The organism is Streptococcus parasanguinis (assembly GCF_901875555.1).
Lineage (GTDB): Bacteria > Bacillota > Bacilli > Lactobacillales > Streptococcaceae > Streptococcus > Streptococcus parasanguinis_H.
Genome location: NZ_CABFMD010000031.1, coordinates 157,460 through 174,319 on the forward strand (window position 1 = coordinate 157,460; position 16,860 = coordinate 174,319).

11 protein-coding genes and 1 other annotated feature are annotated in these 16,860 nt (G+C 42.1%); all 11 genes read left to right on the top strand.

What is annotated here, in order from left to right:
• Nucleotide 1: 1 nt before the first annotated feature.
• The 11 genes from JX304_RS06990 (at nt 2) to rplL (ending at nt 16,641) form a co-directional block, all read left to right on the top strand.
• Nucleotides 2-520 carry a hypothetical protein gene (locus JX304_RS06990; protein WP_205011849.1) on the top strand — a complete coding sequence of 173 codons (519 nt, stop codon included), beginning with the start codon at nt 2-4 and terminating at the stop codon, nt 518-520.
• An 85-nt stretch (nt 521-605) separates the two neighbouring features.
• Complete coding sequence (locus tag JX304_RS06995) at nt 606-1,565, top strand: ROK family glucokinase (RefSeq protein WP_205011850.1); 960 nt, start codon at nt 606-608, stop codon at nt 1,563-1,565.
• A gap of 90 nt (nt 1,566-1,655) precedes the next feature.
• On the top strand, nt 1,656-2,495 hold the full coding sequence (locus tag JX304_RS07000; protein WP_200773329.1) for a thymidylate synthase: 840 nt from the start codon (nt 1,656-1,658) through the stop codon (nt 2,493-2,495).
• Between the two features lie 205 nt (nt 2,496-2,700).
• Nucleotides 2,701-10,938 (top strand): GEVED domain-containing protein, encoded by an 8,238-nt coding sequence (locus JX304_RS07005; RefSeq protein WP_205011851.1) that lies wholly within the window; start codon nt 2,701-2,703, stop codon nt 10,936-10,938.
• Between the two features lie 145 nt (nt 10,939-11,083).
• Nucleotides 11,084-11,593 (top strand): dihydrofolate reductase, encoded by a 510-nt coding sequence (locus JX304_RS07010; protein WP_205011852.1) that lies wholly within the window; start codon nt 11,084-11,086, stop codon nt 11,591-11,593.
• A 208-nt stretch (nt 11,594-11,801) separates the two neighbouring features.
• Entirely contained in the window at nt 11,802-13,034 is a 1,233-nt protein-coding gene (gene clpX / locus JX304_RS07015; protein WP_205011853.1) for an ATP-dependent Clp protease ATP-binding subunit ClpX, read from the top strand.
• Between the two features lie 11 nt (nt 13,035-13,045).
• Nucleotides 13,046-13,648 (top strand): ribosome biogenesis GTP-binding protein YihA/YsxC, encoded by a 603-nt coding sequence (gene yihA / locus JX304_RS07020; protein ID WP_205011854.1) that lies wholly within the window; start codon nt 13,046-13,048, stop codon nt 13,646-13,648.
• A 149-nt stretch (nt 13,649-13,797) separates the two neighbouring features.
• Nucleotides 13,798-14,502, top strand: coding sequence for a glucosaminidase domain-containing protein (locus JX304_RS07025; RefSeq protein ID WP_205011855.1), 705 nt, complete (start codon nt 13,798-13,800; stop codon nt 14,500-14,502).
• A 160-nt stretch (nt 14,503-14,662) separates the two neighbouring features.
• On the top strand, nt 14,663-15,460 hold the full coding sequence (locus JX304_RS07030; RefSeq protein WP_205011856.1) for a formate/nitrite transporter family protein: 798 nt from the start codon (nt 14,663-14,665) through the stop codon (nt 15,458-15,460).
• A gap of 61 nt (nt 15,461-15,521) precedes the next feature.
• Nucleotides 15,522-15,656, top strand: a sequence feature (ribosomal protein L10 leader region).
• A 38-nt stretch (nt 15,657-15,694) separates the two neighbouring features.
• Nucleotides 15,695-16,198 carry a 50S ribosomal protein L10 gene (rplJ, locus tag JX304_RS07035; protein ID WP_205011857.1) on the top strand — a complete coding sequence of 168 codons (504 nt, stop codon included), beginning with the start codon at nt 15,695-15,697 and terminating at the stop codon, nt 16,196-16,198.
• A 74-nt stretch (nt 16,199-16,272) separates the two neighbouring features.
• Nucleotides 16,273-16,641, top strand: coding sequence for a 50S ribosomal protein L7/L12 (gene rplL / locus JX304_RS07040; RefSeq protein ID WP_045759484.1), 369 nt, complete (start codon nt 16,273-16,275; stop codon nt 16,639-16,641).
• Nucleotides 16,642-16,860: the final 219 nt, after the last annotated feature.

Consider the following 16,860-nt stretch of genomic DNA (forward strand, 5'->3'; position numbering starts at 1 on the left):
TATGTATCAATTGAACCGGATATCCCTTGGGATTTCAGCTACTATTTTTACCATTATCGGTATTGTCTTGTTTATCAATCCGATTGAGCACATCGGCTCATTTAGCTGGTTGATTTCCTGTGGATTCTTTTTAATCTCCCTTTCGCGTTTTTCACGCTATTACCGATTGCGACAGGCAGGTGTTGTTCAGCAACAACAGCTCTTTCATAGTATGGTTGCCTTGGTTTTTGCGGTCTACTTACTGCTCTATGGCTACAAGACCTTGCCGATTGTTTTTCCAGTCACTTTAGGAATCTGGCTGATCTACCGTTCGATCTTGAACTTCCGAAAAGCCAACTTTTACTCAAGGAAGATTGAAGAACTATCTAAGCGTTATATATTCTTTGCCTTGATTCAGCTCTTTATCGGTTTATTCTTAATCGTTAGTCCGCTATCAATTAGTGTCTTTCTATTAAATATCATTGGTTTGATTTTCCTGCTTCTAGGATTTCAATCCTTCAGCCTCTTGTTAAAAAGTTAAGAAAAATCATGTGCAAACATTTGCATTTGCCTAAAAGTCTGATATAATAGAAGTGTAAGTGTTTACAGGTTGAAAGGAGTAATAGATGTCAAAAAAAATTATTGGGATTGACCTTGGAGGAACTTCCATCAAATTCGCCATCCTCACTTTGGACGGTGAAGTGCAAGAAAAATGGTCCATTAAAACAAATATCTTGGATGAAGGTAGCCACATTGTAGACGATATGATTGAATCAATCGCACATCGTTTGAAGATGCTTGAACTGGATGCTTCTGAATTCCAAGGAATTGGAATGGGTTCACCTGGTGTGGTGGACCGTGAAAAAGGAACCGTTATCGGGGCCTACAACTTGAACTGGAAGACTCTTCAACCAGTCAAAGAAAAGATCGAAAGTGCCCTTCACATTCCATTCTTCATCGATAATGATGCCAACGTTGCTGCCTTGGGTGAACGTTGGAAAGGGGCTGGTGAAAACCAACCGGACGTTGTCTTTATGACGCTTGGTACCGGTGTTGGTGGCGGTATTGTCGCTGAAGGTCGCCTCTTGCACGGGATCAAAGGTGCGGCTGGAGAGCTTGGCCACATCACAGTTGATTTTGATGATCCAATACAATGTACCTGTGGTAAGAAAGGTTGTCTAGAAACCGTTGCTTCTGCTACAGGGATTGTCAATTTGACACGTCGCTATGCGGATCTCTACGAAGGAACTTCTCAATTGAAAGCCTTGATTGACAATGGTGAAGAAGTGACAGCCAAGATCGTCTTTGACCTTGCAAAAGAAGGAGACGCCCTTGCCTTGATCGTCTATAAAAACTTCGCTCGCTATTTAGGTCTTGCGATTGCCAACATTGGTTCAACCTTGAACCCATCGAAGATCGTTATCGGTGGTGGAGTATCTGCTGCTGGAGACTTCCTCTTGGATGGCGTGCGCAAGGTCTTCGAAGAAAACTCATTCCCACAAGTACGTGAATCTACTCAATTGGCGCTTGCAACTTTGGGAAATGATGCTGGTGTCATCGGTGCAGCATCACTTGTATTACAATAAGAAAAAATAGGAGTCCAGCCAAAAGCTCGGATCTCCTTTTTTTCTTGACCTATGATATAATGAAGGCAATAGTAGATTCAAGGAGTTTTTATGACAAAAGCAGATACTATATTTAAGGAAAACATTCGAAAAATCATGGAAGAAGGGGTCTGGTCGGAGCAAGCCCGTCCCAAGTACAAGGATGGCAGAACGGCAAATTCTAAATACATCACTGGTGCTTTTATGGAGTTTGATCTCGCCAAAGGCGAGTTTCCGATCACGACCCTGCGTCCCATCGCGATTAAATCAGCCATCAAAGAGATGCTTTGGATCTACCAGGATCAGTCGAATAGCTTAGACCTGTTAGAAGACAAGTATAATGTCCACTACTGGAATGACTGGGAAGTAGGAGATAGCCGGACGATTGGACAACGTTATGGAGCAGTGGTCAAGAAGCATGACATCATACACAAGATCCTTAAGCAATTAGAAGCCAACCCATGGAATCGTCGCAATATCATCTCGCTCTGGGATTATGAAGCCTTTGAAGAAACCGATGGTCTCTTGCCATGTGCCTTTCAAACCATGCTGGACGTGCGGCGCGTGGACGGGGAGATCTATCTGGATGCGACTCTGACCCAGCGTTCCAATGATATGCTGGTGGCCCACCATATCAATGCCATGCAGTATGTAGCCCTTCAGATGATGATCGCCAAACACTTCGGCTGGAAGGTCGGCAAGTTCTTTTATTTCATTAACAACCTTCATATTTATGATAACCAATTTGAGCAAGCAGAAGAATTGCTCCGACGAGAGCCTTCAAATTGCCAGCCACACCTGGTCTTGAACGTGCCAGATGGGACGAATTTCTTTGATATCAAACCGGAAGATTTTGAACTGGTAGATTATGATCCAGTGAAGCCACAGTTAAAGTTTGAACTCGCGATTTAGTGATAAATCAAGGTTTTTTGATGCCTGTATTTACGGGTAAAATCGTTTTAAATTTAAAATTATTTCAGCTAAAAATTTTTACTCATTTTTGAGTCAAAACATTTTGAATATCGTTCGGGTTTTGTTAAAATAGATAAGGTTTGGAAAAAAACTAAACAATTTTAAAAAGAATGTTAATTTATAGATAAATATGGAGGTACATTAAATGGGGAAAGACTTATTTAATGATCGTATTAGCAGATTCTCAATTCGTAAATTGAATGTGGGTGTTTGCTCAGTACTTTTGGGAACGCTTGTGATGGTGGGAACCGCTGCAAGTGCAGCCGCTGAAGAAAAGACAACTACGACAAGTGAAAGTGTAGCAGCTGTTGCGCCAGTATCAGAGGCACCTGAAGCATCTACAGCTACAGCAACGTCAGCAACATCAACTGCACCAGCTACATCGACTTATGATGCAAACGCAGCAATCACTGCACCAGCGTCTACAAGTGCTGCAGCGTCTACAAGTTCCGCTTCAAGCACGAGTACAGCAGCATCCGCTGCCTCAACGGCACCAGCAACATCAACTGCACCAAGCCTAGAAGTAGTTAAGCCAGAAGACAAGGCAACAGAAGCAACTGCAACAAGTGCAGATAAGAAGGAAGTACCAACTCTTTCAGCTGGACAAGGTGTACCAACAAACAATACACAAGCCACTGAAGAGACAGCACAAACTTCTGCTAAACGTCGTAGCCGTCGTTCTATCGGAGATCCAAACGATCCAAACCTCATCGCAGATGATGTCCAAGATGCTACTGCAACTCCGAAAGAAGCAAAACCAGGTTTCACAACAAATATCAATGCTAAAGACTTGGCCAGCCAAATCTCTTGGTTGGACTTTGGCGATACAGCCAACTGGACTGGGGCTACGACAACATCAGATGGCCAACTTGCTCTCCAAGTTGGCGCAACTTACACCAAAGAAATCATGCCGGGTTATGTTGTCACCATCAAAGTTAAATCTTTGAAGCCTTTCCAAGCGACAGAACTTTATAAAAAACGCCTTGAAGAGCGAGGAGCAACTGAAGCAGAAAAAGCGACCTATGATCCAAATGCTAGAAATGGTTATGTGAGTGGGACTACTGATAGAAAATCACTTGCAGAATTGAACGCTGGTCATGAAGCCAAGGTTATTGCTGAGCCTCAAAACAATTGGACTCAAATTAAATATGAAGGTATTGACACTGGGACAAAGAAAACTACTATTAGTTCAGAATTAAATGGTGGGAACATTGGGGTCCAATTTGAAGTTTCCGCTACCTTCCGTGGGAAAGTGGTCAAACCTGCCATTGTCATGGCGGATGGTGAGTCTGCTAGCATCGGTGAGTTGGTCCTTTTTACCACAAATGGTGAAGGATGGCAACATATAGGGGAATGGAAAAAATGGAACAAAAGATATAATGTAACCTATATTCCACAAAATACAGACAATTTATTTGGTTCGAACCCTTCCACTAATATAAATGGCATGAATTTCAATAGGGTCAACCTTGACCAACTTCGACGTTCAACTCAAGTGGGGCCAGATAAAAAAGCGGTTGCTTGGAAGTACTTTGGAAGTGCCGATTTAACAACTGGAGGTCTCGGAACAGGAGTCTTCGGACCAAACATTTCTGATGCTGATGTGGATGTTCCTCTTGTTATGACTAGGGGGGCTTCTGAGATTGGTCTTTACATTGCTTCAGGTGGGAAACAGTCCGCTATGCTTGGCTTCTTCCCACTTGACGAAGGAGATGCACCAGCTTCTTATGGGAAGGCGATCCATTCTATCGCAACGGTTGATGGAGTGACCGGTAAAGATGTCAGCCAACCATATCTCGGTCACTTGAGCCCAGATATGGATGAAAACAACACTCTTGATTGGTTTGGGGATGACAAGGCGACGACTGCAGACGAAGGAGTTGATCAATTGCTCCCAGCTGACCTCAAAGGGACAACCAATGAGATGATCAAGATGGATCGTACCAAACCAGGCAATTATACAATTTCTGTTGAAGCTCATACAGACGGGGCGCCTCAAGCCAATATTTATGGTTGGATTGACTTTAACCAAAACGGTACCTTTGATGAAGACGAACGCTCAGATTTGGCGACTATCACCAAAGATGGAACGGTTGAACTACATTTTACAAAGAGTAAGACTTACATTGATCCTAGTGTTAATGAACTAGGTGTTCGTGTCCGGATCGCTAAGGATGCCACTCAAATTGAAAGTCCTACAGGAATGGCATTCTCAGGGGAAGTCGAAGACTTCAGAACTCAGGTTACTCACCCACCTAAAGGAGAATTCAAAGAAACAACTGGCCCTCAATTTGAAAAACAAACTGCTACTGTAGCCTTTACGGCTCGTGGTCTCTATAAGTATAGTCTGACAGATAAGGCTCAGATTGACGAAACAGTAGCTCCGCAGATGGTGGACAACCGTACAGGTCAAGTCGTGACACCTGGTGCAGATGGTTACTATGCTGTGGCTGGTCAAGGGAAATACAAGATCACGCCAAACGGAACTTCAGTGGATGTGGAATTCATCCCAGAAGACCACTTCCTAGGAACTGCAGATGGTATTTCAATCCGTCGGACAGATACCAATGGTTATGACACTGGTTGGTCAACGAAATTCCCAGACAATGAAGCCAATGTCGATACAGCCATCAATACCATGGACGGTCTGTACATCCCAACGGTGACTCCAAAAGACATCGAAGGCGAAAATAAAACTTCAACAGATGTACAAGGAGCAACTCAAACCGGTACACCAACCTTTAACGTAGTAGGAACTAACTTAGATGGTAATAAGGTTGCTATCACTCCAAGTGCGCTATATCCTGCTAAATTGGTAGACCCAGCAACTGGTCAACCGACAAATGCGCTTTCTGTTACGGTAGCAGGAGAAGGAACTTACACTATCGATGATACGACTGGTCAAGTGACCTTCGTTCCAGAACCTGGATTTACAGGAACTGCAAATGGCGTAACGGTTTCACTTTCTGCGCCAGTTGGACGAGATAAAGATGGCACGATTCGTGATGAGTACGTTAAGACAGCGACAGCTAAGTACACACCAACTGTCACCCCGATTACAGTGACCCCTACAAACAAGGTTTCTGAAGACATTCAAAATGTTCCTCAAACTCAAACGCCAACTTTCGATTTGAGCAATGATAAGACAGCTCAAATCACCAGCAAGAAATTGGTGGATCCAGCGACTGGTCAACCAACTGATGCAACAACTGTAACCGTAGCAGGAGAAGGATCTTACACCATTGATCCTACTACAGGTGCTGTAACCTTCACACCTGAAAAAGACTTTGTCGGAACTGCAACTGGTGTTACAGTTCAAGCAACTGCAACCATCACCAACGAAAAAGGTAAGACTGCAACGATCACATCTGATGCAACTTACACACCAACCGTAGTGGCTGCTAAACCAACTGCACAACCTGCTACATCTAAGGACATCCAAGGTGCTACGCAAACTGGTACGCCAACCTTTGCAGGCACAACTGTTCAAGTCAACGGTCAAGATAAGGCTATTACCATCAAGGACAATAGCTACAAACTCTTGGATAAAGATGGAAACGAAGTAACTGGTACAACACCAGCCTATGCGGCGGATGGTACAACTGTTATTGGTAACTTCTCAATCGATCCAGCAACAGGTGTTGTCACCTTCACACCAACTGATAAATCCTATACCGGTGCAGTTACACCAGTGAAAGTTCAAGCTGAAAGCTCAAACGGAATCAAGGTTGATACAACTTACACACCAGAGATTGTCCCTGTAACTCCAACAGCAACGCCAGCTGAAACCACTGATATTCAAGGTGCCACTCAAACAGGTAAACCGGAATTCCAAGGTGGAACGGTAAACGTTGACGGCGTTGAGAAGACAGTAGCGATCAATGAAGCTGTCCCAGCAACCTTCGATGATGGTACAAAAACTAAGACAATTCCAAATGTAGGTACTTACACAGTAGCAGCAGATGGTACAGTCACCTTCGTTCCAGAAAAATCATTCATCGGAACTGCACCAGCAGTAACTGTTGTGCGTGAAGACATGAACGGAACCAAGGCTCAAGCGACTTACACACCAACTGTGACACCAGTGAAACCGACAGGTACTCCGGTAACTTCTACAGATATCCAAGGTGCCACTCAAACAGGTAAGCCAGTCTTTACTGAAGGCGATAGCCGTGTACCAATGGACGATACCGTTCCTGCAACCTTTGAAGACGGATCAACGACGAAGACAGTCGATGGCGTAGGTACTTATACAGTAGCTCCAGACGGAACGGTTACATTCAAGCCACTTCCTACTTATGTTGGAACACCTGAAGGCGTAACTGTTAAGCGTGTCGATAAGAACGGTACACCAGCCACAGCTAAGTATACACCAACTGTAACTCCAGTCGTACCAACTGCAGAACCTGCAACTTCAACGGACAAACAAGGCCAAACCCAAACAGGCACACCTGCCTTTACTGCAGGTAATCCTAATGTTCCAATGGATGACACGGTTCCAGCGACATTTGAAGATGGATCAACTACCAAGACCATTCCAGGTGAAGGAACATACACAGTAGCACCAGACGGAACTGTAACCTTTGTTCCAGAAAAATCATTCACAGGAGTGGGAACAGGCGTAACTGTTAAACGTGTGGATAAGAACGGTACTCCAGCAACTGCTAAGTACACACCAACTGTAACTCCAGTTATTCCAACCGCAACACCAGCTACATCAGAAGCACCTCAAGGTGTGGTTCAAACTGGAACTGTAACCTTCACAGAAGGTGATCCAGTTGCCCCAATCGATAAGGATACCATTACCCTTCTTGATGAAAATGGTCAACCAGCAGCTTCAGTAGTTGCGAAATCACCAGAAGGTAAAGAGATCGGTACTTACACAGTTGATCAAACAACAGGTGTTGTCACCTTCACACCAACGGATAAATCATACTCAGGTGAAGTCGTTCCAGTTAAGGTTCAAGCCAAAGATACAAATGGCACACCAGCTGAAACAACGTACACACCTAAGATTACTCCAGTAATTCCAACTGCGGAACCTGCAACATCTACTGATATTCAAGGTAAGACACAAACAGGTAAACCAACCTTCACCGAAGGAAACCCAAGTGTCCCAATGGATGATGACGTGCCAGCAACATTTGAAGATGGATCAACTACCAAGACGATTCCAGGTGAAGGAACTTACACAGTAGCTCCAGATGGCACAGTCACCTTCGTTCCTGAGAAATCATTCACAGGAACAGGAACAGGGGTAACTGTTAAACGTGTCGATAAGAACGGTACTCCAGCTACAGCTAAGTATACACCAACTGTAACTCCAGTCGTACCAACTGCAGAACCTGCAACGTCAACGGACAAACAAGGTCAAACTCAATCAGGTACTCCAACCTTCACACCTGGAAATCCAGATGTGCCAATGGATGACACGATTCCAGCAACCTTTGAAGATGGATCAATTACTAAGACTATTCCAGGTGAAGGAACATACACAGTAGCACCGGATGGCACAGTCACCTTCGTTCCAGAAAAATCATTCACGGGAGTAGGAACGGGTGTCACTGTTAAGCGTGTCGATAAGAACGGTACTCCAGCCACAGCTAAGTACACACCGACAGTAACTCCAGTAACACCAACAGCAACTCCAGCTGAATCAGAAGCACCTCAAGGTCTTGTTCAAACTGGAACTGTAACCTTCACAGAAGGTGATGAGGTAGCTCCAATTAACAAGGATTCTATTACTCTTCTTGATGAAAATGGTCAACCAGCAGCATCAGTAGAAGCGAAATCCCCATCAGGTGACGTAATCGGTACCTTCACCGTTGATAAGACTACAGGTGTTGTCACCTTCACACCAACGGATAAATCGTACTCAGGTGATGTTGTCCCAGTTAAGGTTCAAGCAGCTGATACAAATGGAACTACAGTAGAAACAACTTATACACCGAAGATTACTCCAGTTGTCCCAACTTCTGAAGATGCAACATCTACAGATGTCCAAGGTCAAACACAATCTGGTAAACCAACCTTCACCGAAGGAAATCCAAATGTTCCAATCGATGAAGATACACCAGCGACCTTCGAAGATGGCTCAACTACGAAGACCATTCCTGGTGAAGGAACTTATACTGTTTCTCCAGATGGAACTGTAACTTTCGTTCCTGAAAAATCATTCACTGGAACTGCTACAGGCGTAACAGTGAAACGTGTGGATAAGAACGGTACTGAAATCACAGCTAAGTACACACCAACTGTGACACCAGTAACCCCAACAGCTGAGCCAGCAAAATCTACAGATATCCAAGGTGCAACTCAAACAGGTAAGCCTAAATTTACTGAAGGCGATAGCCGTGTACCAATGAACGATGATGTACCTGCAACTTTCGATGATGGTTCAACTACGAAGACTGTAGACGGTGTTGGTACTTACACAGTAGCAGCAGATGGAACAGTTACATTCGTCCCAGAAAAATCATTCGTCGGAACTGCACCAGCTGTAACAGTGGTTCGTGAAGATAAGAACGGAACAAAAGCTTCTGCAACTTATACACCAACCGTAACACCAGTTACCCCAACTGCAGAAGATACAACATCTACTGGCAAACAAGGTCAAACGCAATCAGGTACACCAACCTTCACACCAGGTAATCCAAATGTTCCTATGGATGATGATACACCTGCAACATTTGAAGATGGCTCAACTACGAAGACCATTCCAGGTGAAGGAACATATACTGTTGCTCCAGACGGAACCGTAACATTTGTTCCAGAAAAATCATTCACTGGAGAAGGCACAGGCGTAACAGTTAAACGTGTCGATAAGAATGGTACTCCAGTTACTGCTAAGTACACACCAACTGTGACACCAGTAACTCCAACTGCAACACCAGCTGAATCTACTGGACCTCAAGGTGTTGTTCAAACTGGAACTGTAACCTTCACAGAAGGTGATCCTGTTGCCCCAATCGATAAGGATACCATTACCCTTCTTGACGAAAATGGTCAACCAGCAGCATCAGTAGATGCGAAATCACCAGCAGGTGATGTGATCGGTACCTTCACCGTTGATAAAGAAACAGGTGTTGTGACCTTCACACCAACGGATAAATCGTACTCAGGTGATGTGGTTCCAGTTAAGGTTCAAGCTAAAGATACAAACGGAACAGTTGCTGAAACAACTTACACACCGAAGATCACTCCAGTTGTACCAACTGCTGATCCTGCAACATCTACAGACATTCAAGGTCAAACACAAACAGGTAAACCAAGCTTCACGCCAGGTAACCCAAGTGTACCAATGGATGATGATGTACCAGCAACCTTTGAAGATGGTTCAACAACTAAAGTTATTCCAGGTGAAGGAACCTACACTGTTGCTCCAGATGGAACTGTAACCTTCGTCCCAGAAAAATCATTCACTGGAACAGGTACAGGCGTAACAGTGAAACGTGTGGATAAGAACGGTACTCCAGTTACTGCAACATACACACCAACAGTTACACCAGTTGCTCCAACAGCAGAACCAGTTACTTCAATTGGTAAGAAGGGTGCTACTCAAACAGGTAAACCAGTCTTCACAGAAGGTGATAGCCGTGTTCCAATGAATGATAAAGTTCCAGCAACCTTTGAAGATGGATCAACTACGAAGACCATTCCAGGTGTTGGTACTTACACAGTGGCAGCAGACGGAACAGTAACCTTCACTCCAGAACCTGAATTTACCGGTACTGCACCAGCAGTGACAGTAGTTCGTGAAGATGTGAACGGAACAAAAGCTTCCGCAACATACACACCAACTGTTCTTCCAATCACTAAGTTTGTTGATAAAGAAGGTAAGGAAATCCCAGGATATCCTACAGTTGATGGAGAAGAGCCAAAAGCTGAAATTCCAGGTTACCGCTTTGTGGAAACGAAGAAATTGCCTAATGGTGATACCGAACATGTCTATGAACAAGTTAAGACTTCATATGTAGACGAAAATGGGGATCCAATCCCAGGTAACCCAACAGAAGATGGGGAACAACCGAAGAAAGATATCCCAGGTTATGACTTTGTGAAGACTGTTGTAGATAAAGATGGAAACATTCAACATATCTACAAGAAAACTGTGACACCAACTCCAACGCCGGATCCAACTCCGACACCACAGCCACAGCCTAGTCCACAACCACAACCTACTCCACAACCAAAACCTGAAGAACCAATGATTCCTGTCGTTCCAGAAACGAAAGAAGAAGTGAAGTATATCGATCCACAAAATCCTACTGCACAACTTCCAAACACAGGAACAAAAGAATCTTCTACTGCTGGTCTTGCAATCTTTAGCGCTTTAGCAGGTCTGTCATTATTCGGATTTGCAAAACGCAAAAAAGAAGACTAAGCTAACTTGTGGCTAAGAAAAACCGCGAAAATCTCGCGGTTTTTTCTGTTTGTATTTGAAAAATATCCTCCAAACTAGATAGTTGAAATCAGTCTTTTATAAGAAATTTTGATAAAATAGAAGTATCAGTGTAAAGGATAAGAGAATGAAAAAGATAATTGGTATCTGGGCTCAAACTGAAAATGGCATTATTGGAAAGGACCAAGTCATGCCTTGGCATCTTCCAGCTGAGCTTCAGCATTTCAAAGAAACGACCATAGGACAAGCAATTCTTATGGGAAGAGTGACCTTTGATGGTATGAAAAAACGGGTTCTACCAGGTCGTACTAGCATTATCTTAACGCAAGATCAGGATTATGATCCTGAAAATGATGCTGTACTCGTCATGCATAGCAAAGAAGAAGTCTTGGAGTGGTACCAGAACCAAGAGAAGAATCTTTACATTATAGGGGGTAGTCAGATTTTAAGGCTCTTCTCTGACCAGTTAGAAGAGTTGATCCAGACCATGATTCATGCAACGATTGATGGAGATACATTGGCACCAAAATTTGAAGAGGGCCACTATGAAAGAGTTTGTCAAGTCCATCATCCGAAAGATGAGAAGAACCCATATGATTTTACGGTCAACTATTATAAGAGAAAGGATTTAGACTAATGGAGCGAAGTGTCTTTGGTTTTTTTACAGCTGTCCTATGTGTCATCTGTTTGATTTGCGCCTTACAAACCTTTCGTAAAAAACGGTTTGGCCTCGCTATTTTATTCTTACTAAATGCTTTTACCAATCTTGTAAATTCTATTCACGCCTTTTACATGACCTTATTTTAAACTAAATAGAAACAGAAAATGACAGAAAGAGGAAATACATGCCAACGAATCAAAATAATGATATGATGGTTTATTGTTCATTTTGCGGAAAGAGCCAAGATGAAGTCCAAAAAATCATTGCAGGGAACAATGCGTTTATCTGTAATGAATGTGTAGAGTTAGCTCAAGAAATCATCCGGGAGGAGCTTGCTGAAGAAGTACTTGCTGACCTTAGCGAAGTTCCAAAACCAATTGAATTGCTTAATATCTTGAACCACTATGTCATCGGTCAAGATCGGGCTAAACGTGCCCTTGCAGTAGCGGTATACAACCACTACAAACGCATTAACTTCCACGATACACGCGAAGATGAGACGGATGTTGAATTGCAAAAATCAAACATCCTCATGATTGGACCTACTGGTTCAGGAAAGACCTTCTTGGCCCAAACCTTGGCTCGTAGCCTCAATGTTCCATTTGCTATTGCAGATGCAACAGCTTTAACTGAAGCCGGTTATGTGGGTGAAGACGTTGAAAACATTCTCTTGAAACTTCTTCAGGCAGCTGATTTCAACATCGAGCGTGCAGAACGAGGCATTATCTACGTCGATGAAATTGATAAGATCGCTAAGAAAAGTGAAAATGTCTCGATCACACGTGACGTTTCTGGTGAAGGGGTACAACAAGCTCTCTTGAAGATTATCGAGGGAACCGTCGCTAGTGTACCACCTCAAGGGGGACGTAAACACCCTCAACAAGAGATGATCCAAGTGGATACCAAGAACATCCTCTTTATCGTAGGTGGGGCTTTTGATGGGATCGAAGAAATTGTTAAGCAACGTCTCGGTGAAAAAGTCATCGGTTTCGGTAAGAACAATAAAGCCATTGATGAATCAAGCTCTTACATGCAAGAAATCGTTGCAGAAGATATTCAAAAATTCGGGATTATCCCAGAATTGATCGGACGTCTTCCAGTCTTTGCCGCTCTTGAGCAATTGACAGTTGACGACCTTGTCCGTATCTTGAAAGAGCCACGCAATGCCTTGGTAAAACAATACCAAACCTTGCTCTCTTATGACAATGTTGAATTGGAATTCGATGACGAAGCTCTTCAAGAGATTGCCAATAAAGCCATCGAAAGAAAAACAGGAGCTCGTGGACTTCGCTCGATTATCGAAGAAACCATGATGGATGTCATGTTTGAAATTCCAAGTCAAGAAGATATCAAACTTGTTCGAATCACAAAAGAAGCTGTAGATGGAACTGAAAAACCAATTCTTGAAACAGCCTAGAAAGATAAAATATGGAAATTAACACACATAATGCGGATATCCTCTTAAGCGCTGCAAATAAGAGTCATTATCCTCAAGATGAGATTCCAGAAGTTGCACTTGCCGGTCGATCAAATGTCGGCAAGTCTTCTTTTATTAATACTCTCTTAAATCGAAAAAACCTGGCCAGAACATCTGGGAAACCAGGAAAAACCCAATTGCTAAATTTCTTCAATATCGATGATAAACTCCGTTTGGTAGACGTACCTGGTTATGGTTACGCACGTGTCTCTAAAAAGGAACGCGAGAAGTGGGGACGGATGATTGAAGAATATCTCACTAGTCGTGAGAACTTAAAAGCAGTCGTTAGCCTGGTCGATTTTCGTCATGAACCTTCTGCAGATGATATTCAGATGTATGAGTTCTTAAAATATTATGAGATCCCTGTGATTTTAGTTGCTACCAAGGCAGATAAGATTCCACGTGGAAAATGGAACAAACACGAATCGATCATCAAGAAAAAACTAGATTTTGATCCAGCCGACACGTTTATCGTCTTTTCTTCTATAACTCGGGAAGGACTAGAGAAGTCATGGAATGCTATTTTGGAAAATGCGTTTTACGAAATAAATTGAAATGACATGAAAATGTCATTTTTGTTTTGGATTTATCTCGCAATTGTAATACAAGTGTAATATAAGTACCTTTGTTTTCTTCTATTTATATGGTATAATCTCTATAAAGATAAAAGATGATAAAAAATTAATTGGAGATAAATTGTATTATGAAAAAGAAAATACGGAATAAAACGAAATTATTTGGTTTGTTCGTTTCTGTATTAGCAGCGGGGACATTTGTTGCTGCTATGAGCGAGCACGTTACATCAGTTGGTGCTAATGATGGAACTTACCAAGCATACTCAGACCCAACTGAAGCTTTCATCTCACAAATTGGGGAGTCAGCTCGTCAGCTTGGTCAAGAGAATGATCTTTATGCTTCCGTTATGATTGCACAAGCGATCTTGGAAAGTGGATCAGGACAGTCTGGTTTGGCTTCTTATCCGCATTACAACCTTTTTGGGATTAAAGGAAGTTATGCTGGGCAATCTGCAGTGATGCAAACTTGGGAAGATGATGGTGCTGGAAATGCCTATACGATTAATGATGCTTTCCGTTCTTACCCATCTTACTACGAATCATTGCAAGACTACGTAGCTGTATTGAAACAAGGACATTTTGCAGGTGCGTGGAAGAGCAACACCTCTAGTTACCAAGATGCAACAGCAGCTTTGACAGGTGTTTATGCGACAGACACAAGCTACTATGCAAAACTCAATAACATCATTGAAACCTATAATTTGACTCAGTATGATTCACCAAATGTTCAGGGTGGTATCACTGGTTCGGTATACAATCCATATCGCCAACAGTTCACTTCACAAGAAATCTTGAATTTGGATATCGCTTGGGCAAACCGTTTAAACTATTAAAAAAGAAAAGCAGGCAAATGCCTGTTTTTTTATTATTTCTTTGTGTATGATTTAAACCGTATATATTTTGAAATTTAAGAATTCTTCTTGAAAGCCTTTTCAAAAATTTCTATCTATGATATAATGATTTTGTTCACAAACATCATATAAGGAGAATATTATGCCTGAATCTAATTTTATTCAAAAAGTGGGAGCGGCATGTAATAAGAAAGAGGATCTTTATCAGAAATCTAAAACTCGCTATGCAGTTCGCTCTATTTTTGCTGGAGGATTTCTTACTTTAAGTACGGCGGTCGGAGCTGTTGCAGCTGACTTATTAAATACATTTGTGCCTGGATCGGGTCGTTTTCTTTTTCCATTCATCTTTGCCTGGGGGCTTGTTTACCTCTTATTCTTAAATGCGGAATTAACCACCTCAAATATGATGTATTTGACGGCGGGAACCTATCTAAAGAAAATTCATTGGAAGAAAGCTTTGGAGATTTTACTTTATTGTACCTTCTTTAATTTAATTGGTGCTTTAATCGTAGCTTTTCTGTTTAATCAAACCACAGCCTTTGCTCATATCGATCCAAAAGGATTCCTAGCCACTGTGGCAGAAAATAAACTCCAACGGAGCAATCAAGTGGTCTTCTTTGAAGGTGTCATTGCCAATATCTTTGTAAATATTGCTATTCTTTCTTATCTATATTTCAAAGATGAAACAGCGAAGGTGCTCTTAGCCCTATCTGCTATTTATATGTTTGTCTTTATGACCAATGAACACTTGGCGGCTAATTTTGCTTCTTTCTCATTATTAAGCTTTAATTCAGTATCTAGCCAATTGCCACATTTTGAATTTTTAAATATTTTACGTCACTATGGTGTTACCTTCTTTGCTAACTGGGTAGGAGGAGGAGTCCTAATGGGACTAGCCTATGCTTGGTTGAATAATATCAAGAGTCTTTACAACGACTAAAAAATATAAAAAAAGTTTGCAAAAGTACTTGCATTCTTTTTTTATATGTGATAAACTAATTTACGGTTTGAAAAAACTGCCTAAGACAGTAGGGGAGCTCGACTCATAAAAATCCTACCGAGGACAAAACGTATCAATTAAAAGAAGCGTATTGTACTTTCGTGTCTAGGTTTGGGCGCGTTTTTCTTTTGGAAAAATTCCCCAAGCAAAATAATTACGGAGGTGAACACACTAATGAGTAGTGAAGCAATTATTGCTAAAAAAGCGGAACTAGTTGACGTAGTAGCTGAAAAAATGAAAGCTGCTGCATCAATCGTCGTTGTAGATTCTCGCGGTTTGACAGTTGAGCAAGATACAGTTCTCCGTCGCAACCTTCGCGGAAGCGAAGTTGAGTTTAAAGTTATCAAAAACTCAATCTTGCGTCGTGCAGCTGAAAAAGCTGGTCTTGAAGATCTTGCATCTGTATTCGTTGGACCTTCTGCAGTAGCATTTTCTAACGAAGATGTTATCGCACCTGCGAAAATCTTGAACGATTTTGCAAAAGACGCTGAAGCACTTGAAATTAAAGGTGGTGCAATCGAAGGCGCTGTCGCATCTAAAGAAGAGATTCTTGCACTTGCAACTCTTCCAAACCGCGAAGGACTTCTTTCTATGCTCCTTTCTGTACTTCAAGCGCCAGTGCGCAACGTTGCTCTTGCAGTCAAAGCGGTTGCAGACAACAAAGAAGACGCAGCTTAATCTTAAGCTACGCAGCGTAGCCTAGCTACAAAAAAATAAAACATAAAATTAAAACTTATTTGGAGGAAATAACAATGGCATTGAACATTGAAAACATTATTGCTGAAATTAAAGAAGCTTCAATCCTTGAATTGAACGACCTTGTAAAAGCTATCGAAGAAGAATTTGGTGTAACTGCAGCTGCTCCTGTAGCTGTTGCTGCAGCTGGTGCTGCTGACGCAGGTGCTGCTAAAGATTCATTCGATATCGAATTGACATCTGCAGGCGACAAGAAAGTCGGCGTTATCAAAGTTGTACGTGAAATCACTGGTCTTGGTCTTAAAGAAGCTAAAGAACTTGTTGATGGTGCACCTGGCGTTATCAAAGAAGGTGTTGCTGCAGCTGAAGCTGAAGAACTTAAAGCTAAATTGGAAGAAGCTGGAGCTTCAGTTACTCTTAAATAAGAGGCATATACCAATTAGAATTCGGAATACTATAGTATCAGCCTTTTAGAATCGTGAACACATTTTAGAAACTGATAAATTAATTTAGTTTCCTACCAAAAACCCTACCAAAAATTAATTTGGCAGGGTTTTTCTTTTTGATAAATTGCAAGAATAAGTGCAACATTTACTTGAACTCATCCTCTAGGGCTTCACAAGCAGTTCTGTAAGCTAAACATT